Origin of the sequence: Paenibacillus daejeonensis DSM 15491, from assembly GCF_000378385.1 — a bacterium.
GTDB classification, from domain to species: domain Bacteria; phylum Bacillota; class Bacilli; order Paenibacillales; family Paenibacillaceae; genus Paenibacillus_D; species Paenibacillus_D daejeonensis.
Map to the genome: position 1 here is coordinate 279,689 of NZ_KB899660.1, position 18,485 is coordinate 298,173.

Below are 18,485 nucleotides of genomic sequence, written 5' to 3' on the forward strand. Positions count from 1 at the left end.
GTTATGAAGCTCAACTTAATTCCACAACCCCAATACGCGCAAGGACGAGAGGGCGATGCGGTGAACCTGTCCAACCTGGATGCTACCTTGGTTCTTCCTGCACCGGACACCAGATTGAGCAGTCTAACCGGATCGTTATTCCACCTCGTAGAGGAAGTTGCTTGGGACAAAAATATCTTCGCATTAGCAGCTGGGGGCGCCGAGCTGAATCCTGCCCAAGCCGAGCGGGTGCGGGGACGGCATGACGGGTATGTTTTGATGACCGGTGGAGGCCAGGTAGAGCTCTATGCTTGTTCTGCGTCGGGCTTATTCTATGGCCTCAAGACGCTAGAGCGAGTACAAGCCACAGAGGATAACGGCTTGGTACCTGCACTAGTTATTGTGGACTGGGCGGATCTCGCGCTGCGCAGCGACTATCTGGATCTGCGTACCCTCTACCCTACCTTTGACCATATGCTGAACTATATCGCTGAACTCGCCGACTACAAGTTAAATACACTGGTTATCGAATACGAGGACAAGCTGCCATTTCACGGGGACCACACGTATCTGCGACATCCCCGGCTCTGTCTCAGCGAGGAGCAGCATCGACAGTTACTGGAGACTGCGTGGGCACATTTTATCTCTGTTATTCCGAAGCAGCAGTCATTTGGCCATCTTGAATACATCCTCAAGCATCCTGCGAACATGAGCTTGCGCGAAACGCCCGACAGCGTCGGTGAGTTGTGTCCGCACCGGCCAGGAGCTTACGAACTGATGGCCGGTATTTTGAGTAATGTCGCCGACTTGCATCCAGACAGCGACTACCTGCATTTGGGCTGCGATGAGGTGTGGAGTCTGGGCACCTGCGAGGACTGCAGGCGCTCCGGCATGAGCCGCGAAGCCTCGTTTATCTCGTTTGTAAATCGGCTAGCCCACCACGTCCGCTCCCTTGGCAAGAAACCGATGATCTGGCATGACATGCTGATACATGCCTCATCAGAAGAACTGAAGCGACTTGATAAAGGGATAACCATCGTCGTCTGGATCTATGGCGGACACCAAATGAAGGCCGACGCCAGGCGGATGATCCGCTCCCTGCGCGAAACTGGGCTTGCCGTGCTTGGGGCATCCGCTGTCCGTTGCTGGGACGACAATGGCGACCAGAACTATCCGGTCATCCACAACCGAATTGCGAATATTCAGGATTGGAGTGAAATGGCCGAATCAGAGCAGCTGGACGGCGTGATTGCGACGAATTGGGCCTGTCCTTTTGCGCTGGGCAGTCCTTACGGTCTATTCGAAACGTCGCGCTACCCTGCCTTTTACTCCGCCGAACGCAGTTGGAACAGCCGCGCAGATGATACCAGTTATCTACAGCGTTTCCTCCTACATCATCACGGTCTCCAACCATCTGATGTATCTGAACCATGGGATGATTACGCCAGCACCGATTATTATCAGCTGATGCCTCGGCTATTGCCTTATGTGCGCAAAAACCGTGACACCGCGGAGCTAATCTCGGCCATGATCGCCTTCGAGCTGCCGGCACACCGTCAATTCCCGCTGCACACTTGGCTGTTCCGCGCTGTACTACATGGGGGAAGTGAGGAAATTTCCACCGGCCTGAAGGCCAGGCACAGGAGCGGTTTTAACGAGCTGAAGCAGGTAAGAATACGCATGAAGGATGCGCTGGATGCACTACTCATTCCAGAGATGAGAGATGTGTATCTGATGTCACGCTTTTACCGGCCTGAGCTGTATGAGAGGCACCTGTCCGAGATTGTTGAGGGGGTTGAGTCGGTCTTGCGGACCAAGGAAGGAGAGAATGATCATGCCTGATATGTTGGTCAAACTGTATGACCTGCCGGAGAAGCAGACGCTTGTCCAGCAGTTGGCGCAGCAGGGAATTATGATCAAGCGAGGGATGTCCGGGGATATGCACCGCGCCGTAGCGTTCGTGGAGGAGCATTTCAATGCGAGCTGGCGTAATTCGTGTCAGAATGCCTTTGCCCGCCTCCCCTCCGGTATCTTCCTGGCGGTGCGAGACAAACAAATCATCGGCTTCGCCTGCTACGACGTCGTCGTTCGCAACTTCTTCGGGCCAACCGGCGTCACCGATGCGTGCCGCGGGCTAGGTGTTGGCAAAGCCTTGCTGCTCGAGTGCCTACACGCCATGCGTTCAGACGGTTACGCCTACGCCATCATCGGCTGGGCCGAGGACGCACAGACCTTCTACCAACGTACGGTGGGTGCGACGGTCATCCCGAATTCGTTTCCTGGGGCTTATCGGAATATGGTGGCATTGGATTGAGGGCCTTTCACCCTTTTAATCTAGGGTAACAATAACTAACTTCATTCTGACTGAGCCACACCCTCTCTTAACAACAATGGCCCGCTTCTTGTCTTCTACCAAGAGCCGGGCCATTGCTATCTAGGCGGGGGGAACACAACTTTATAAGGCAATGACATTTTCAAACTTGGCGCCGAACCCATTCTTCCCTATGTGTGGTTCAATAGCCCACCTCTTACCTTGCAAAGGCGTATCCGCATTGCCAGGATAGATGAATACTCGTTTCGATTGATTGGAGTAGTCTTCAATGGAATGACCAATATTGCCATTGGGATCAAGCAATTCATAACCCTTCGCATGAATTAAGTCGCTACAATACCGAAACAACTCTCCAATCGTTTTAGCTTGCTGTGCAAAAGCATAGGTCTTATTAAAGATGTGTTCCGCATCCTGAATCAGTCGCTGGAATTCAAGATCATGACCAATAAGGATGGTTTCCGAGTAATCTCCCCATTGACCATGACGCATCGGACTATAGTCAACTAGCACGATATCTGTTTCTTGTAGCACAACCTCTTCAGAAGGCAGATGGTTTCCTCGTGTACAAAAAACCGAGTTTGTATTGAAATTAACAAGCATCGGATACCAAAGTGCTTCTGCCCCCAATGAGAACATGATCTCCTCGCACTTATTCGCAAATGCTTTCTCCGAAATGCCTGGCTTCAAAAATTCTTTTGATTTCTCACACGCTAGAATCGCTAACTCTTGAGCATTCATATTACTCATTCCTTTGCAATTTCTTGAACATTATTATTCGATAACTTTATCAGCCCACTTCAATCCCAGCAATTAAAGATTACATCCTTATACTTAATTGGATTCCAATACTTTAATTGTTCAAGTTCTGAATGATCCAATAACATTATAGTTTTATCAGTGATATCTTTATTCAATACAGATAGATTAAGACACTGGTAATAATTATATTTACTTTTCTGATTTCCAGTTCTAAGTTTCGCGTTTATGTACAAAGCAACATCATGAGAATCTATGAAATTGGCATTTCCATCTCGATATTCATCAGCCAATCCTATGATTGGATAATGCTTATTCATCAAAACTAACGTTTGAATCTTTTTGTTGCTTAATTTACCTAAGTGATAATTTCCGCTATAAGTTTCGATTTCTTCAAATTTCGTGTAATCAAAAACTACTAATAAGTCGTAACAGAACTGCTTGAACTCAAGATCAGAAACATTTTCATTCGCCTCAGGTTCACCAAAATCTGTGATGCCTCTAGGTAATATTAACATTTCGATTGCCCTCTCATTAATAGTAGAGTTCCATTTATTCTTACCTCAATACATAGTGGAGTGAGATGAAGAAAGTGACGATCTATTAGTTCTCTCGCTTTAATTCCTCTTTCTCCTCATTCGTTGCGTATCTACAAAGATGTAAATAATCATCAACTTGAATCGTCTTTACTTCAATTGGACTAACGGGATTAGGATTTACCCACTGGGTACCTCCAGCATATGTAAATCCATCGCTTCTAACTTTATATAAATAGCCACGCTCACCATAGTTAGGATGGCCACTGAAGAAAATCATTTGTATAGGTAAACCATACTTGGGGTCCATAACACGTTCACATTTTCCTTCATTATCCAGAACTGCTCCTAACGCAAAAGCTAGGGCAATATTCATCTCGGATGTTGCATAAACTGCAAGTTGGTTTCCTTCTTTAAAGACCCAATCATATGCTTGGAAAGGAAACAAACAATCAACTAATTTGCTCGACCCATGATACAAAAAGAGAGGCTTATTCATTCTTCTCGCTCCTAATAAACCGATACTTAGCAATCATCTCTCCCCATGGCGCTAATCCTTGTTCTGTAAAGCCGGCTTTTTCATATACTCTCTTGGCTGCCCCATTATCAGGATGATAACCAATGAGACAGACACTTGTACAATCCGCTCGGCCTTGAATCTGGTTTAAAATCATTTGTACAGCCTGGGCACCGTATCCTTTGCCTTGATATTGTTGATCGATCATTAACCGATAAATCCAGTAATTCTGATCGTCCGGATCCACACCAAAAAGGGTATAACCAACCATGCTCTCTTCCCGGTAAATGGCCATACTCGAGAACCCACTCAGAAACTGAGACTCAGCAATTGAATAAAGATTGGAAGCTATGAGTCGCTCTTGCTCCTGTTTCGGTTTAAGCGCGGCACAGGCTTCCCAGTTCGTTTTGTCAACTGTCTTCAAATATAGCATCGCATGCCTCCAATAATTGAGAAAGTCTAAAATGAACGACTAACGACAACACCGCTATATTCTAAAGCGTCCATTGCTCTTATTCGCTATACGTCACCAAGTTCAGAAATTGGCGTCCACCTATACTCGGAATTTTCTGAACTAAGCTTTATGATTTGTCTCTCTGGTAATGAACACCTGAAGATCCCAACTTGAGCATTCAAATGACTATGATAATTAAAGCCAGTTAAAACGACATTACATACCTCCACGCCCAATTCTTCTTTACACTCACGAAAAAGCGCCTCATGTATCGTTTCCCCCGGATCTACTGCTCCACCCGGTAAACTCCACCCCTTGTTGCCGTAAGTTCGTTTCAGTAAAAGAATTTGACCGTCAAGATTTGAGATAATTGCATGCGCGCCGAATCGAAACGTATCATTGAATGCCAACTGAGCCACGCTCCATTCTTATCTTTCGTATCACAATTAACTCTTTGACCTTCATTTTTTCTTCCACTCGTTCAACCACTCTACTAGGATAGTAGACAATTTTTCGTATTCTTTGAGTTCATTTAAAGTTTCTATTACTTGTCTAGTTCCCATTTCTTGCTCAACTTTATCCGCGCATTCAATCTGTAATGAACGCTTCAGACTGTATTCTAGCCATTCCAGTTTGTTAAAATAACCTGCATCTAAGACAGCTCTCCAATCCACTTGAACCATTCCGTAACTATTTTGATGGCCTTTTAAAAAAGCTAAAAATTTGTCTTTGTCTACACTGCCTAGCTCATTAATGGACCAATAAATTGCTGTCTCAATCAAATCGTGTTTAGGATTTATCTCTCCAGCTGATTCCCAATCAATAATAATCGGTTCACCATTTTTCCACATCACATTCTTAGGTTCCAAATCGCGATGACTGAGCACCTTCTCTGATTCCAACATTTTTTTAGATCGGTTTGACTTAGCATTCCATAGCGATAGTTTCTCCACACTATCAGATAAGTCATTAATCCAAACAGCCTTTTCTTCTTTTCCTTTATTCAAATAAAAAGCCCATACTATTTCTCGAGCCTCTTTAGAAGAAGCATGACTCATGTCAAATTGGGAGTAATCTGTTTGATGGATGTTTGCTAGAATGGAACCTATTTTCTTGCAATCTGCTTCGGTAATATCCGTTGCTACTTTACAATCTCCTACAATCCAATCGAATATCATGTAAAACTGATTATCAATACTCTGCAAAAAATCACCCTTAAATTTCTTTGCGGGTTGAGCGGGAATGCGATTGGACAAAAAATCAACTATTCTTTCTGATTGAATGTAATTATGTAGAGCCGTAGGCCTTTCCATAATAGAAGGGTTTAGTGCTTTAACAGCATAGTTCCCATTAGTGGTTTCTATAGCATACATTCTATGTAGATGACCTCCTGATATAGCGACAGGAGTTTTTGTTAAATCCCCAAGTTCCAATTTTTTACACAACTCTTCAAGTTGTACATTGTACGAATTATTCATTTTCAGTAATCACTCATCCTTATGAGTTTATAGTCATTAACGAGAAAGATTATGCCAAAACCAAAAGCAAAGATGAAAAGCATAGTTATTCGTTTCATTTAAATCTCCTTACTTATCTACATGTTTAAGATAAAGCCTGTTTTCTTTCCCTTGATGAATCCCGCCCGCTCATAAAAGTCATGCACCTCTGCTCGTTGCGAGCCTGTCATTAACATCAACTTATAACAATTTAGATTTCGACTAATCTCTTTTGCCTTCTCTATTGCCATTTGACCAAACCCTTGTCTTCTATAGTCTATATGTGTGACCACATTCTCGATTAAGCCATACGGTCTTGCACTCCTGGTAAGATTCTTTATGATGACCAGTACGCAGGACGCAACAAGAACACCCTCGTGTTCAACAACTATGATGCTCATGTTCTTGTCATTCAACATATCATTCCAATGATTAGACAGCTCTGGCCCCCTAGTCAATTCTGGATCATTGGGTTGAAGAAACGTATAGAGTAACAAAAGATCTTCTAATTCATTTACATGAACTAATCTGGCTTCAGCCACTTCGTATCACCAGCTTTCACCTTTTCCTCTATGACTTTCTTGAGCTCTATATTCCTATATGCTATGAACCTCTTCATATATCTTTTGAGCACGATTTTCTCAACAGCAACCCCCAAAATACCCATAGGAGCTTCAAAGCATAATGTATCTGTCATTAGTGTCTTTCCCTCTTGCTCCATGAATTCATGTTTATGCGTAAGACTTTTGAACGCTCCTATTTGCATTTGATCCGTAAACACATATGGATATTCATATTCCGTTATTATGGAGGTCAATCTTTGGCGAATGAGAAAATGAGTTGCTTCGAACGTAACCGTTTCGCCCAAACCAATGCCTCCTGTGGTGACACCTCCAACAGCCCGTTCCTTGGTGTGAGGCCACACAGTCTTTGTATGTAATTCGATATCTCTAGCAAGATCAAAACACATTTGGATGGGGGCAGAAATCTCGATTTCAGCTTTAATTGTTATCATGAGTGATCCGCCCTTCCTTATAAATTTAATTCATCTATTGCATCGGTCAGAAAATCAATCTTATCTTCCATATCTTCAATGTGCTTTTTAATCTTTAACTTATATTCTTGTCTTTTGTTCAAAGGTATGTCATCGATTATTTTTTCAAGTAATAAATAAGACTGCCTACTCACTTCAAAGTTTCCAGTCATCATTAATTCAAATAATAAATCTATGTGTTCACTGTAATGTAAGGGTGCAAGTGCATATAATAATGAACCCCTATATCCTAGTGTCTTCGGATCTTGCAGTAATTTTATAATCGGCTCAACTGCATCTTGGCAAGCCATATCTGAGAGAGTAAGCGCAATTTGAATTCTGATTAGAGGTTCTTCTGTAAGTTCCAATTGTTTTATTAAATAATCTGTGAGCATTGCATCATTGTTGTCTGCTAGCTCCTCAATCAGTAAACAGGCTTCATTAATTTCATTGTTTTGAAGGAAAGAATCCAAATGCTCTATACTCATATTTCACTCCTAATTGTTATTAGAATTATCTTTTAATAACCTTTGTTCCATCATACTATAAAAGGGAACAACTGGATATTATCATTTCCACTTACAGATAACAAAAAAGCCTCCGAATGCTCGGAGACTTGTACAACGCATCGACTATTTATGTATACTACTTGTCTTCACATGAGTGATTTCTTGCTGGTTCTCCCGATCTTGGTTGGTCAATAATCCCAGTAATCCGTCCGGGACCAACCGCACATCTTTGTCTGCATCGACAAAGAACTGGATAGGCACCCACCTCGCTACAAATCGTTCCTCTCCCTCTATTGCTGGCACTTCCTCCCATAGATACTGACTGTGATCCTTAAATGTGGCTTCATAGATAAAATCGATCTCATGGCCCATATCGTTTTCTGTACCAAAGATATTTTCAATGACCGCAATTAAATTGGGTTCCTCGACGTCTTGATTTAATTCCTCTTTTAGTTCGCGAATGAGAGTGCTTTTGCTGTTCTCTCCGAATTCAACCGTACCTCCTAAAGGGCGATAAAAGGTGATGGGATGTCCTGGAAAACGGAACTCATGGACTAAAATTTGATCTTCATTTCGCTTAATTACCGCCAAGGCAACTGTACGAATTTTCATTAGACTCTCCTGTCTTCTTGCATTTTCATTAGGACTTCCATTCACTCTTAAGAATAGAAAAGATTTCTCTGATTTAATGGTTATCAAGCAATTTTCGCCTTTTTTATAAGTATCTCTTGAAACTGTCATCCCATAACTGGGCTTCTATATATCGCTCCGGTCCTTTGCTGCCATCGTGATTCCAAACCTGGGGCCAACCATAAAGTTGAACAACGTTCATGATTTCTTCTCTTGTATAAACCTTTTCTCGATATGGCTTTCCGTCCTTATAACGCATCGTTGGAAATAAATCACCATAGGTAAAGCTTATGATTTGAGGATCAATGGCATCCAGTGGTATACTGACCACTTCGCCCTCATTGTACCATTGCTTTAACCAGTTGCACGGACCTAACGTCATATAGTGCGGGTACCGCTGTGCCGGCTTCCCTCCTTTTTGAATAAAAAGGGATCTTGCCCTGGCCTCCAATGTCTGGCGAGTTCTTAAGTAATCGTCCGATCGCTTACTAGCAAACACTTGCTGTTGCAATTTCAATTGGTCCAATATGAGCTGTGCCTCATCGGCTGGCAAAGTAGATAAATTTCTAAAGGGACCACGTTCTTTTTCATAATAATGATATAAGTCCACTCGCGCACCGCCTCCTCCATACGAATTCAACCGTGCCGCCATGGGTCGATAAAAGGTGATTGGATGTCGGTTTTCATTAGGACTTCCATTCACGCTTTAGAATCGAAAAGAACCACTGGTCCACCCAGACGTCTTTCCACTCTAACTCTTCTCTAAAGATACCTTCCCGTCGCATGCCTACGTTCTTCATTAATCGAGCTGAATGTAAATTGTTACTGTTACACATTGCCACGACCTTATGGGCATTTAACTTTTCAAAAGCATAGTGAATTAGCTGCTTCGTGGCACTATACCCATATCCAAAACCTTGATGATACGGAAGAAGGCCAAAGCCAATTTCCCAGCTCTTTCTGTGCTCCACATAACTCCAAATGCTCGCTAGTCCGATAGGTTCCGCGCCTTCATAAGTAGTCCTTGTAATTATAAAATCAAAGTTATGTTCAGAGCTAATTTGCTCTAAGTACTTAGCCTTCACCTGGTTAGCATCTGTCTCAACCGATTCTTCATAGCACCAGATCTCAGCGTTGCATTCCACAGCCGCAATAAAATCTAGATCCGCCGCGGTTACGGGAGCCAAAAGTATCTGGTAGTTGTGTTCATTCATTGGCAGGATTAGCTCCTCAAGGTAACTTATTATTGAACAGACATTTACTAAATTCCTCTAAGATGATTTGGTTCGTGCATGGCATTGTTCAGAATGATATACACAAAGAACGAAACGGGACACGTGATGATAAAGATGAGTCTCACACTAAACGAGGATATTCCAGCGAACGCTGCTAAGCCCCCGCATACTCCGAAAAGTGATTTATCCAATGAAGCTTTTTCTAGTTTTCTCATCGGGATGCCACTTCCTTTACACTTGAAACGTATAGTTAATCCAAAATAAAATGTTTTAAATAAGTCGCCATCAGCTTATTTGAGACTTCTAATGCCTCCGTTCTATCGGACGCTGGTGCAGAGAGCATGAATCCATTCTCGGGATTCCAATTCCCCTGATTTTGGAGAGCAATCGTCGCTTGATCATACGTTGTACTAAAATAGATAACTCCTAAAAGATAATTTGTAGGCATACCATTTTCAAAAGAACGATAAATCAAGAGACCACTATTATCATGATCCAATGTAAACTGTACTGTCTTCATCTCCAGTGCCGCAACATTCTCTAGACCTTGAATATCAACGGAGCCTTCAAACCTTTTCGTATTTAGGAATCGTTTATAAACTTTACCTTCAATAAGAACCTGAACTTGCTGTTCAAAAGCTTCATGCTCTTGACCCAGTCTGTATTTCATGCCCTCCGCATGCAAGGAAACACTTTTGGGAAAGTAGAACATCACAGTGCCAGACAAAGCCAAAATGACAAGAAGTATAGTGAAGACGGCGATGCCTTTTCTCATGAAATCCTCCACACCGATTAGGATCTAATTACTCCTCTGTATCCCAACCAAGCTCATTAATATCCAAAACCAGCGTTTCGTTCGTAGCACGCCATGTTCCGTTCTCCAACTTGATAATTTTCGCAATACCTTCAAATCGATTGTCTATAAAATCCGGACCCTCAAGCTTGGTCGTCGTTTGACTAAAGTAAACATAGGCTTCAGCTCCGTCATAATGGATGATCTGAACTTCTGCCAGTTCAAAAAGAAGATCAAACTGTTCAAATACCGCTTTGGATAAGGCGATAGCTTCTTTCAGTTCAGGGGTATCCGGGGCAAAAGTCGCTTCATACCGTTCGATGTCCTCGTCGTTGCTGGCTGCGATTTGTTCCTCGAGTACCCCAATAATTTCCGCTTTTTCTTCAGCCGATACAGCCGGTGTTACAGCTAACAACTCTTCGATATGAGTATAATTAGATCCCAAAACGGTCAATTGATTGAGCTTCCATTCAGCTCCCCTGCTGTCACGGGAGAGGTCAAGCACCAGATTGGACTCGTGATTGAGGTAGAATCCGCCACTTACCTTTACAGATTCATTTGTAGCTAAGATCGTCGTCGATGTTGGAGTCATAGTCAAAATATGCTGAAACCGATATTTCGATTCAATTTCCACTCGTCCAACATGCTCCATTAATGCAGAATAAGTTATATCATTGAGCGGTGAGTTAGAGTTGATTAGTGCTCGAATTCCACTTTCATTTTCTCTTGATTGTGCCGTTCCTAATTGATTTAAGAAGGAAGTAAGTTGCTCGTAATCCTTAGCGTTTGGCCAAGGCGATGTCAACGAAACGGTACGTGCGACGCCATCCCATACCACATCCAATCCTGTAGCCTCTCCGACAAAACGCAGGGGTACAAGCGTACGGCCATCCTGAATCAAAGGCTGAACTCGTCCTGGTACAAGTTGCCCATTAACAATGGTGTTGCTCGAGCCGATTGTCATTTCAATCGTATGTTCACTATCACCCGAGGTCCCACCAATGCGCTTCGTTGCCGCATTGTAGGTTATTTTGTAATTAAGCGCCTCAAACAGGCTGCGGAACTCTACATAAGTAACACTATTCTGCACAAGAGGCTCCACCTCAAATGCCAGCTCCTTGCCATCCAACCAAACCTGTATGGGTTTCTGTTGCTCTGCTGATGCACCTGCTGCAAACGCTAGCATAAGTACCATTATTAATATTGTGGATAATCGTTTCTTCATGTAGTTACCTCCTGGTATAGATGAAAGTCCCCTAGCCTAGACTCCACTTTTTTATGAATTGCTTCATTTCACCATCAGGCAAAAAAGGCATAATAACATCATAAAAAAGCCTGTTCTCTTTGACTTCAATTCCATTGACGTAATGGCTATTATCAAACCCCCACAAACCAACATCAAATAACTTCCCATTTTTCTTACTTTCAAACACATAATACAATCTAACATCTTGATAGGGAGATTTCTTCCACCAAACCGGGTTCAACACATCTTTGTTAATCTGATTTAATATGGGTATGTACGCTTCTAATTCCTTACCTTCAATGACTATTTTATCTTCGCTAGTTGCACGAATTAAATCATCAACTTTCCAAGGATAAGGCGTTAGAATTAATAGGCTGGCATGGTATATTGTTAAACGAACATCATCCATATCTTCATTTTTTATGAGTTGAGATAAATCATATGATTTTAGTTTTGGATACGCATTTATCTTATAACTGCTTAAAGTAATTACGGCAATCAACATCATTATTATTATTCTAAAGATACTTCTTTTGTTTGCACCCATAATACTCTCCCTAACTCAAAAATCTTCCAACCACACCATCATACCATAAAAGTAAACAATTGGATCACCATTGTTAAAAGCACAGTCCTTTAAAGCAGACTGTGCTAATCAACATATTTATTCTCTATAGTTCTTCTATACTCAAAGTAAAACTGGTATTCGTCACACGCCAAGTCCCATCTTCTAGTTTAATAACTTTTAGAATACCTTCCATCCGGTTATCCGCATACTCCGGACCGTCAATTCTGGTGGTGGTTTGGCTAAAATATACATAGGCTTGCAGCTCATCATAATAAACAATTTTCCAGTCGTTTAGTTCGTAATGAAGGTTATATTCTGCCATCAGTACATCTAAAAATGCCAGACTTTCTTCTAGACCAGGTATATTGGGATCAAATGTCGCTGCATACCGTTGATTATCGTTGTCATTGCTGGAATTAATCTGCTCCTCCAACAATGCAATGATTTTTGCTTTCTCTTCCGCAGGGACAGTCGGTTCTGAAGCCAACACTTCCTCTGCATTTGTGTATTCGGTAATTAAGGCTAACAAACTATCAAGCTTCCAATCTCCTCCTTTGTTATCACGAGAAAGAGCAAGGGCTTGAAAGGACTTATTATCGATATAGAAACCATCGCTAATTTTTGTAGATTCATTGTTGACCATAATCATAGTTGAGGTGTTGGTCATGTTAGAAATAAAGGAGAGTTCGTACTCCGATTTAATCTTCACTTGATTCAAGAATTCCATTAATGCAGAGTAATTAGACTCATACAGAGGGGAACCGCTGTTTAATAATGCCCTCACTTCTGCTTCATTTCCATTGGACTGGGCCTCTCCCAGCTTCGTAAGGAATGAAATTATTTGCTCGTAATCCTGTGCGGTGGGTCCGGGAGTGGTCAACGTTATGCTGCGATCCTTAGCATCCCACTGCACATCCAGCTCTGTCGCTTCTCCTACAAAACGAAGGGGGACCAAGGTACGACCGTCCCTTACAATGGGCTGAACGTTACCCTTTGCAGGCTGACCATTTATGAATGCTTTATCTGATCCAATTGTCATTTCTATTGTGACATTGTCATATATAGAAGTCCCCCTGATCCGCTTCGTTGTTGCCTCATAGGTAATTTTGAAATCAAGTGCAGTAAACAAACTACGAAACTCTACATATGTAATATTATTGTGTAGTACAGGCTGTACCTCAAATACCAGCTCCTCCCCATCCAGCCAAACCTGAATTGGTTTTTGCTGGTCTGCAGTCGCCATTCCTGCACTTGCGAGCATCAGCACCATAAAGAATGCCGTAACAAACGTTAACTTTCTCATTTCTTTTCCCCCTGGGATATAGTTAAGATAGCGAAGTCTACCTAGTTCTAATGATTCATAACCTATCATCATAACCGAGTCTTAAGACTCACTTCATCTTATTCACTATAGCGTCTCCTTTTCTGGTTTTCAACACTTATATACAACACACCCCTTTGCGACTTTTCCGTAGCCGTTTCGCGTGATATTTTTCGAATGACTAACGGGCGACCAATGAACTACTTGCAAATAGACGACCTCCAAATAAATTCATTCTCCATTCACGCATTCTTTTTGAGAATTACGACTGAATACTGATGAGGGACATTTAATAGCTTCTCGCAGTTTTTGAGTTCCTCAAGCAATTCCTTCGTGACTCTAGCTCTCGTGGCTTCATCGGTATTTGTCATCCAGGAAACGGATTTTATTTTTCCGCACCAAGCCTCGTGTGTAAACGAAAGCTCATAATCATGCTGCCACGCATGAAGTAACTCAAAAGAATGTTCTCGCCATTCTTCGAACCACTGGGCTGGCATGCCATTTATCCTTTCTTTAGCGTCAGCCAAAGATCCAGCTGGTTTCATTTCGACCAAATTCTTATGCAACACGCTAAAGGTTTTTTTTGCGACAGAGGAGTTGGGGAGAAAAATGGAATGAATGATGATTAACAAGCCTGAGTGTTTCAAATACTTCCTGATATTCTGAAGGACCTTTTCACGCTCAAACCAATGCCATGCTCTTACCGCTATGACGATGGGATAGTGTTGCTGAAGTATGACTTCCTCGGCTTTACCTTTGATATAATCGATTGTATACTCCGAGTTCTCACTGTCACCTTTCAGTGCCTCATCAATTAATGACTGAGAAGGCTCGATTCCAATAACATGGCCACCTTGCAAAGCCAGATCTCTACTGAAGATTCCTGTGCCCGAACCAAGCTCGATGATCGTTGATCCTTGTAGATGAATACCATGCCCCTTTAGCTGTTCAAAAAGCACCTGTGGCAAACGATCTCTGTATTTCGCATAATCACTCGAAACCTTACCGAAATTCGTCGTCATATTAACCACCTCATAATGAGGCTATATAAATTTCCATAATTTGTATAATCATTTGTTCTTTTCAGACTGAAAAAAACAATTAATCTCTCCCTTGTTCATTTAATCTCATTCTAGACTTTGCACTCACAGCTTGCTTCAGCATTTTGCTGGTCGCATTATTTTTCGGAACTCCATTCGCTCATCTCATCACTCTCAAAAATCCACATTTCGCCATATCCGCGCACACGTTTTTCATCTTTTTGGTCGTGGATATCATTTAGGGTCTTAACAGCTCTATACCAAGCCACAAATACTTCGTCTCTGACTTTATAGGTAACTTTAAATATAATATTTGAGCGGCCAGTCTGTTCTTTAAAAGGGGTGCGTTCGGAGTCTTCATTCATTTTAACAACTTCAATGATCTCACCATTTCTTGCACGTATGACATTCTCTATTTCTTTGTTCAAGGTGTCATTATGCATAGAAGCCATGATTAGAAGAATAGGAATGTTAACTGCCATCATGATTAAAGTACTCGCGACCACAATCTTCTTACGTTTTCTATAGAATAGAGATATAAGAATGCCCCCTAGTAGTATGAAAACAAACATAAAAACAAGCAATGATTGCAACGTAGCTCTCCTCATTCTGTGGAAATCAAAAAAGTATTCTTAATTTATTGTAGCATAATTGTATATTTTTGGTTCTTTAATTTCACCCCACTCGCTAACGCTTGTGGTGCGACGTTAGATGCGAAAAAGGAGCCTATTACAGTCCAAATGACCGCAATAAGCTCCGTGGTAAGCGTTACGTTTCAAAACCCTTCAAATCTGACCAAATAAGCTCGATAGCGAGAGCTTCGATTAATACTGTATCGTTATCGCGCATCACTCAGGATTCATTTTTTGCTGTAACGGACACCACAGCACCTATTAGGCTTTAAACATGCCATTTGCAATTCTAACGGACAGGAACGCCGTTATTCACGCGTTTTCAGTCGAAATGTCTAGTTTTAGAGCAAATAAGTGCATCTGTGGCCGTTAGCTTTTTAAACGTCCATTTTCTTTACGATTAAGCGCTCTGGTGGCCGTTAGCACATTCTCCCTTGGGGTCAGCTAATTAATCGACGCTCTCGTGGCGAGCGTTAGCGCCCCTGCACTGCCCCACTCCCGCTTCCTACTCCCTCCGAAACGCAATCCACTCCAGCTCCAGCCCAGGCTTGACGAAGTCCAGCTTCATCTCGTAGTGGCCCTGCTCGAGCTCGACCTTGCCCAGGCGCTGCTGCAGCCAGCGACCTTCCGTGCCGCTGGTCTGGACGGTGGTCAGTAGCTCGTCGTTGAGGTAGACGTTGCAGGCACATTGCGCCCAGCGCAGCCCATCGGATTTGACCTTCACGACGATCCGGTACACGCCCGCTTCCTTCACCTGAATCGAGACGGGTTCCGCCCCATCCGGCGTAATCTGCCCCTGCCCAACACGATCTACTGTCTGCACCTCTGACACACCAGACGCTTCCGCAACAGCTGCCAGCTTCGTCACCGGTGGCTCGGCCTGAGGCTCGCGGGCGAAGACGGGGGCAGCCATCAGGAAACGGCAGATGTTCATAGCCGCCCGTTGCAGCTCGCCGCGAGTAACATTTCCGCTAGCCAAGCCGCGGATGGTGTTGTCATCCATAACATTGAATTGAGCGCCATAATTCTGAACCACCATATACAGATCGTTCTGCGCCCGTACCATCGCGGCGGTGTTCTTCTCATCATGCTGGCCGCCCATTACTGGGTCATTCATCTTGGCCCACCAGTCTGTCATGACGATTCCCGAGAAGCCCCACTCGCCCCGCAGAATCGTGGTGTTCAAATCGTAGTTGGACGCAGACCAATGACCATTGATCGGATTGTAGGCCGTCATGATGCACGTGGCGCCGCCGTCCTTGACCGCAATCTCGAAGCCCTTGAGATAGATTTCCCTTATCGCCCGCTCCGAGACGACCGCGTCCACGTAATGGCGTTGATGCTCCTGGTTGTTGCAGGCAAAATGCTTGAGCGTCGCATGAGCGCCGCCCTTCTTAATGCCGCGTACCATGGCACTGGCCATGACACCGGTCATGAGCGGATCCTCCGAGAAATATTCAAAGTTACGCCCATTCAGCGGATGCCGCCGGATATTCATGCCCGGACCCAGCAGCGTATCAATGCGGTAATCCAGCATCTCCTGGCCTTCTAGCACGTAAAGTTCCTCCACCAGTTGGGTGTTCCAACTGGCAGCCAGCAGCGTCCCAATTGGCACCTGGGTCGCCAGATGCCCGCTGTCCATCCGGATCCCGGACGGGCCATCAGCGGTACAGGCGATCGGCACACCGTAATGGAGTAATTGCTCCGTCACCCCGCCGAAGGCCGAGGCAGTACCCGGCGTAACGAGCGGACTGCTCATGCCCTCGCCACGAACAATTGCAGCGAGGTCCTCATCATCCAGCTGCGCAATGAACGTCTCCAATAAGACGCTGCCCTCGTGAACATCTTTCAACTTGTACCCCTGATCACCTGTCGGCTCCAGCTCCTCAGGTCTGCCTGCCTCCACGCGCTTCGCCATGTCTACCTGCCGCGTAGAGACCTCTGCATAGATCAGCTCATATGTACCGTCTGATTTACGCTCACCTGGTACCATGCGAGTGAAGCTCTCCGTCGGAGCCAATGCCTCCTGCAACTGCTCCACTACACGCAGGCTCTCGAGCTCATAGCCCGCTTGTCCGTCCAGCTCCACAAGTTCCGTTTCCCGGATACTCGTTCCCGCGTAGAAACGATAGGTCCCGGCTTCGAGTACATACGCCGAGCGATGACCCGTGATGCCGCTGTCGTCGTAAGACGCCAGGGCATCTACACTCAGACGTACCGTCACCCGCTCTGAGGCGCCAGGCTGCAGCTCGCTCGTCTTGCCAAACCCCGCCAATACACGAGCGGGCTTGCCAAGCTTGCCCTGCGGCGCTTCCACATATACCTGGATGACTTCTTTGCCAGCAAACGTCTGCCCGGTATTGCTGACGGACACTTCGACCTCAATCCAGTCTGCTCCGTCCTTGGTGACGACCCTTCCCAGCACATAGCCAATCTCAAATGTTGTGTAAGACAAGCCATAGCCAAACGGATACTGCACGCGCTCCGGACAGAAGGTCTCGAAATACCGGTAGCCGACATAGATGTCTTCCTGGTACAGATTCTTGGAGTCGCTGCCGTAGTTGGTTGTCGCCGGGTAGTCCTCAATCGTATAGGCGATTGTGTCGGTCAGCTTGCCGCTCGGTACGGCATCACCCACCAACAGATCTGCTATGGCATTGCCGCCCTCCATTCCGCCCTGCCAGGCGTAGATAACACCCTGGATCGGGTGGACATGAGCCTTATCGTTCAGCCAGCTCATATCAATAATGTTGGGGACGTTCAGGACAACCACCGTACGCTCAAACTGAGACGTCACTTCGCCAAGCATAGCCAGCTCCTCCGGTGTCAGCAAATAGCTGCCCGCAGCATGCGCATTGTCCTGATCCTCACCAGCGGTCCGGCCAATTACAACGATTGCCTTATCCGACTGGCTGCGGGCTTCCTTCACGATCTCCTCCGTAAGAGGCATTTCTTGTTGATGCCAAGGCTCGGCAGCCCAAGCGCCACCGCCGTTGTCAAATGGATGCTCTTCAAGCCAGCTCTCATAGATGCTTGCCAGCTGCTCATTGACCTGAATCTGAGCTTTGCCGCGCAATCCGTTCAATAAATTGGTCGTGTATGCGACATTAACGCTGCCGCCGGAGCCAGTACCACTGCGGTAGTAGTCGATCTGCGAACGCCCGAAGAGCGAGACCCGCTCGCCTTGTCGGATCGGCAGGACCTGGTCGTGGTTTTGGAGCAATACGGCACCCTCTGTGGCCGCTTTACGGCTGAAGTCAGCAAACGCCTGAGATGGTACCTGATGGGTAATGGTGTGCAAGCTATCCCCTCCGATTGGTATGGTTTTACTCTTACTCCATTGTAAAGCACATGATGGAAAGGGAACATACCAAGATCTTAAGGTGCATGCTCATATTTTAATGTCAC

General features: G+C 44.6%; 22 protein-coding genes. 2 read left to right on the forward strand and 20 right to left on the reverse strand.

Annotated features, from left to right (window positions below):
* The first annotated feature begins 3 nt into the window (after positions 1-3).
* Together F556_RS33540 and F556_RS0108155 are read left to right on the forward strand one after the other, a co-directional pair.
* Complete coding sequence (locus F556_RS33540) at positions 4-1,821, forward strand: family 20 glycosylhydrolase (protein WP_020616436.1); 1,818 nt, start codon at positions 4-6, stop codon at positions 1,819-1,821.
* Positions 1,814-2,293, forward strand: a complete 480-nt coding sequence (locus F556_RS0108155) for a GNAT family N-acetyltransferase (protein ID WP_020616437.1) — start codon at positions 1,814-1,816, stop codon at positions 2,291-2,293. Before F556_RS33540 ends, F556_RS0108155 begins: the two co-directional genes overlap by 8 nt.
* Positions 2,294-2,434: 141 nt before the next feature.
* On the opposite strand, the gene F556_RS0108160 is transcribed toward F556_RS0108155, so the two are convergent.
* From F556_RS0108160 to F556_RS0108250, 20 genes are all read right to left on the reverse strand, one after another.
* Positions 2,435-3,049, reverse strand: a complete 615-nt coding sequence (locus tag F556_RS0108160; RefSeq protein WP_020616438.1) for a M24 family metallopeptidase — start codon at positions 3,047-3,049, stop codon at positions 2,435-2,437.
* Positions 3,050-3,108: 59 nt separating this feature from the next.
* Entirely contained in the window at positions 3,109-3,585 is a 477-nt protein-coding gene (locus F556_RS0108165; RefSeq protein WP_020616439.1) for a hypothetical protein, read from the reverse strand.
* A gap of 85 nt (positions 3,586-3,670) precedes the next feature.
* Complete coding sequence (locus F556_RS0108170) at positions 3,671-4,102, reverse strand: hypothetical protein (RefSeq protein WP_020616440.1); 432 nt, start codon at positions 4,100-4,102, stop codon at positions 3,671-3,673.
* A complete protein-coding gene (locus F556_RS0108175; RefSeq protein ID WP_020616441.1) occupies positions 4,095-4,553 on the reverse strand; it encodes a GNAT family N-acetyltransferase in 459 nt (152 codons plus the stop codon). Before F556_RS0108175 ends, F556_RS0108170 begins: the two co-directional genes overlap by 8 nt.
* 86 nt (positions 4,554-4,639) lie before the next feature.
* Positions 4,640-4,993, reverse strand: a complete 354-nt coding sequence (locus F556_RS37045; RefSeq protein WP_245583033.1) for an NUDIX hydrolase — start codon at positions 4,991-4,993, stop codon at positions 4,640-4,642.
* Positions 4,994-5,035: 42 nt separating this feature from the next.
* Positions 5,036-6,052, reverse strand: coding sequence for a phosphotransferase (locus F556_RS0108180; protein ID WP_026297173.1), 1,017 nt, complete (start codon positions 6,050-6,052; stop codon positions 5,036-5,038).
* Positions 6,053-6,168: 116 nt separating this feature from the next.
* Positions 6,169-6,612, reverse strand: a complete 444-nt coding sequence (locus tag F556_RS0108190) for a GNAT family N-acetyltransferase (protein WP_026297174.1) — start codon at positions 6,610-6,612, stop codon at positions 6,169-6,171.
* The gene (locus F556_RS0108195; RefSeq protein ID WP_020616445.1) at positions 6,594-7,085 is read right to left on the reverse strand and encodes an SRPBCC family protein; all 492 of its coding nucleotides are present in this window, start codon (positions 7,083-7,085) and stop codon (positions 6,594-6,596) included. Before F556_RS0108195 ends, F556_RS0108190 begins: the two co-directional genes overlap by 19 nt.
* Before the next feature lie 17 nt (positions 7,086-7,102).
* Positions 7,103-7,591, reverse strand: a complete 489-nt coding sequence (locus tag F556_RS0108200; protein ID WP_020616446.1) for a HEAT repeat domain-containing protein — start codon at positions 7,589-7,591, stop codon at positions 7,103-7,105.
* A 144-nt stretch (positions 7,592-7,735) separates the two neighbouring features.
* Complete coding sequence (locus tag F556_RS33550) at positions 7,736-8,224, reverse strand: NUDIX hydrolase (protein ID WP_020616447.1); 489 nt, start codon at positions 8,222-8,224, stop codon at positions 7,736-7,738.
* Positions 8,225-8,327: 103 nt separating this feature from the next.
* The gene (locus tag F556_RS0108210) at positions 8,328-8,852 is read right to left on the reverse strand and encodes a hypothetical protein (RefSeq protein ID WP_020616448.1); all 525 of its coding nucleotides are present in this window, start codon (positions 8,850-8,852) and stop codon (positions 8,328-8,330) included.
* Between the two features lie 76 nt (positions 8,853-8,928).
* On the reverse strand, positions 8,929-9,456 hold the full coding sequence (locus tag F556_RS0108215) for a GNAT family N-acetyltransferase (RefSeq protein ID WP_020616449.1): 528 nt from the start codon (positions 9,454-9,456) through the stop codon (positions 8,929-8,931).
* A 47-nt stretch (positions 9,457-9,503) separates the two neighbouring features.
* The gene (locus tag F556_RS33555) at positions 9,504-9,692 is read right to left on the reverse strand and encodes a PspC domain-containing protein (protein ID WP_020616450.1); all 189 of its coding nucleotides are present in this window, start codon (positions 9,690-9,692) and stop codon (positions 9,504-9,506) included.
* 35 nt (positions 9,693-9,727) lie between these two features.
* Entirely contained in the window at positions 9,728-10,252 is a 525-nt protein-coding gene (locus tag F556_RS0108220; RefSeq protein ID WP_020616451.1) for a hypothetical protein, read from the reverse strand.
* Between the two features lie 28 nt (positions 10,253-10,280).
* Positions 10,281-11,495: a copper amine oxidase N-terminal domain-containing protein gene (locus F556_RS0108225; protein WP_020616452.1), complete on the reverse strand. Its 1,215-nt coding sequence runs from the start codon at positions 11,493-11,495 to the stop codon at positions 10,281-10,283.
* A gap of 31 nt (positions 11,496-11,526) precedes the next feature.
* Positions 11,527-12,063, reverse strand: a complete 537-nt coding sequence (locus F556_RS0108230) for a hypothetical protein (RefSeq protein ID WP_020616453.1) — start codon at positions 12,061-12,063, stop codon at positions 11,527-11,529.
* A gap of 124 nt (positions 12,064-12,187) precedes the next feature.
* Complete coding sequence (locus tag F556_RS36150) at positions 12,188-13,459, reverse strand: copper amine oxidase N-terminal domain-containing protein (protein WP_245583034.1); 1,272 nt, start codon at positions 13,457-13,459, stop codon at positions 12,188-12,190.
* 188 nt (positions 13,460-13,647) lie between these two features.
* On the reverse strand, positions 13,648-14,427 hold the full coding sequence (locus tag F556_RS0108240; RefSeq protein WP_020616455.1) for a class I SAM-dependent methyltransferase: 780 nt from the start codon (positions 14,425-14,427) through the stop codon (positions 13,648-13,650).
* Between the two features lie 155 nt (positions 14,428-14,582).
* Entirely contained in the window at positions 14,583-14,930 is a 348-nt protein-coding gene (locus F556_RS33565; RefSeq protein WP_157272680.1) for a hypothetical protein, read from the reverse strand.
* A 652-nt stretch (positions 14,931-15,582) separates the two neighbouring features.
* A complete protein-coding gene (locus tag F556_RS0108250) occupies positions 15,583-18,378 on the reverse strand; it encodes a glycoside hydrolase family 3 C-terminal domain-containing protein (protein WP_020616457.1) in 2,796 nt (931 codons plus the stop codon).
* Positions 18,379-18,485: the final 107 nt, after the last annotated feature.

Bases quoted from the DNA above. Each gene is read 5' to 3' on its own strand.
- F556_RS33540 (WP_020616436.1), top strand. From the start codon at position 4: ATGAAGCTCAACTTAATTCCACAACCCCAATACGCGCAAGGACGAGAG.
- F556_RS0108155 (WP_020616437.1), top strand. From the start codon at position 1,814: ATGCCTGATATGTTGGTCAAACTGTATGACCTGCCGGAGAAGCAGACG.
- F556_RS0108160 (WP_020616438.1), bottom strand. From the start codon at position 3,049: ATGAATGCTCAAGAGTTAGCGATTCTAGCGTGTGAGAAATCAAAAGAA.
- F556_RS0108165 (WP_020616439.1), bottom strand. From the start codon at position 3,585: ATGTTAATATTACCTAGAGGCATCACAGATTTTGGTGAACCTGAGGCG.
- F556_RS0108170 (WP_020616440.1), bottom strand. From the start codon at position 4,102: ATGAATAAGCCTCTCTTTTTGTATCATGGGTCGAGCAAATTAGTTGAT.
- F556_RS0108175 (WP_020616441.1), bottom strand. From the start codon at position 4,553: ATGCTATATTTGAAGACAGTTGACAAAACGAACTGGGAAGCCTGTGCC.
- F556_RS0108180 (WP_026297173.1), bottom strand. From the start codon at position 6,052: ATGAATAATTCGTACAATGTACAACTTGAAGAGTTGTGTAAAAAATTG.
- F556_RS0108195 (WP_020616445.1), bottom strand. From the start codon at position 7,085: ATGATAACAATTAAAGCTGAAATCGAGATTTCTGCCCCCATCCAAATG.
- F556_RS0108200 (WP_020616446.1), bottom strand. From the start codon at position 7,591: ATGAGTATAGAGCATTTGGATTCTTTCCTTCAAAACAATGAAATTAAT.
- F556_RS33550 (WP_020616447.1), bottom strand. From the start codon at position 8,224: ATGAAAATTCGTACAGTTGCCTTGGCGGTAATTAAGCGAAATGAAGAT.
- F556_RS0108215 (WP_020616449.1), bottom strand. From the start codon at position 9,456: ATGAATGAACACAACTACCAGATACTTTTGGCTCCCGTAACCGCGGCG.
- F556_RS33555 (WP_020616450.1), bottom strand. From the start codon at position 9,692: ATGAGAAAACTAGAAAAAGCTTCATTGGATAAATCACTTTTCGGAGTA.
- F556_RS0108220 (WP_020616451.1), bottom strand. From the start codon at position 10,252: ATGAGAAAAGGCATCGCCGTCTTCACTATACTTCTTGTCATTTTGGCT.
- F556_RS0108225 (WP_020616452.1), bottom strand. From the start codon at position 11,495: ATGAAGAAACGATTATCCACAATATTAATAATGGTACTTATGCTAGCG.
- F556_RS0108230 (WP_020616453.1), bottom strand. From the start codon at position 12,063: ATGGGTGCAAACAAAAGAAGTATCTTTAGAATAATAATAATGATGTTG.
- F556_RS36150 (WP_245583034.1), bottom strand. From the start codon at position 13,459: ATGATGATAGGTTATGAATCATTAGAACTAGGTAGACTTCGCTATCTT.
- F556_RS0108240 (WP_020616455.1), bottom strand. From the start codon at position 14,427: ATGACGACGAATTTCGGTAAGGTTTCGAGTGATTATGCGAAATACAGA.
- F556_RS33565 (WP_157272680.1), bottom strand. From the start codon at position 14,930: ATGATGGCAGTTAACATTCCTATTCTTCTAATCATGGCTTCTATGCAT.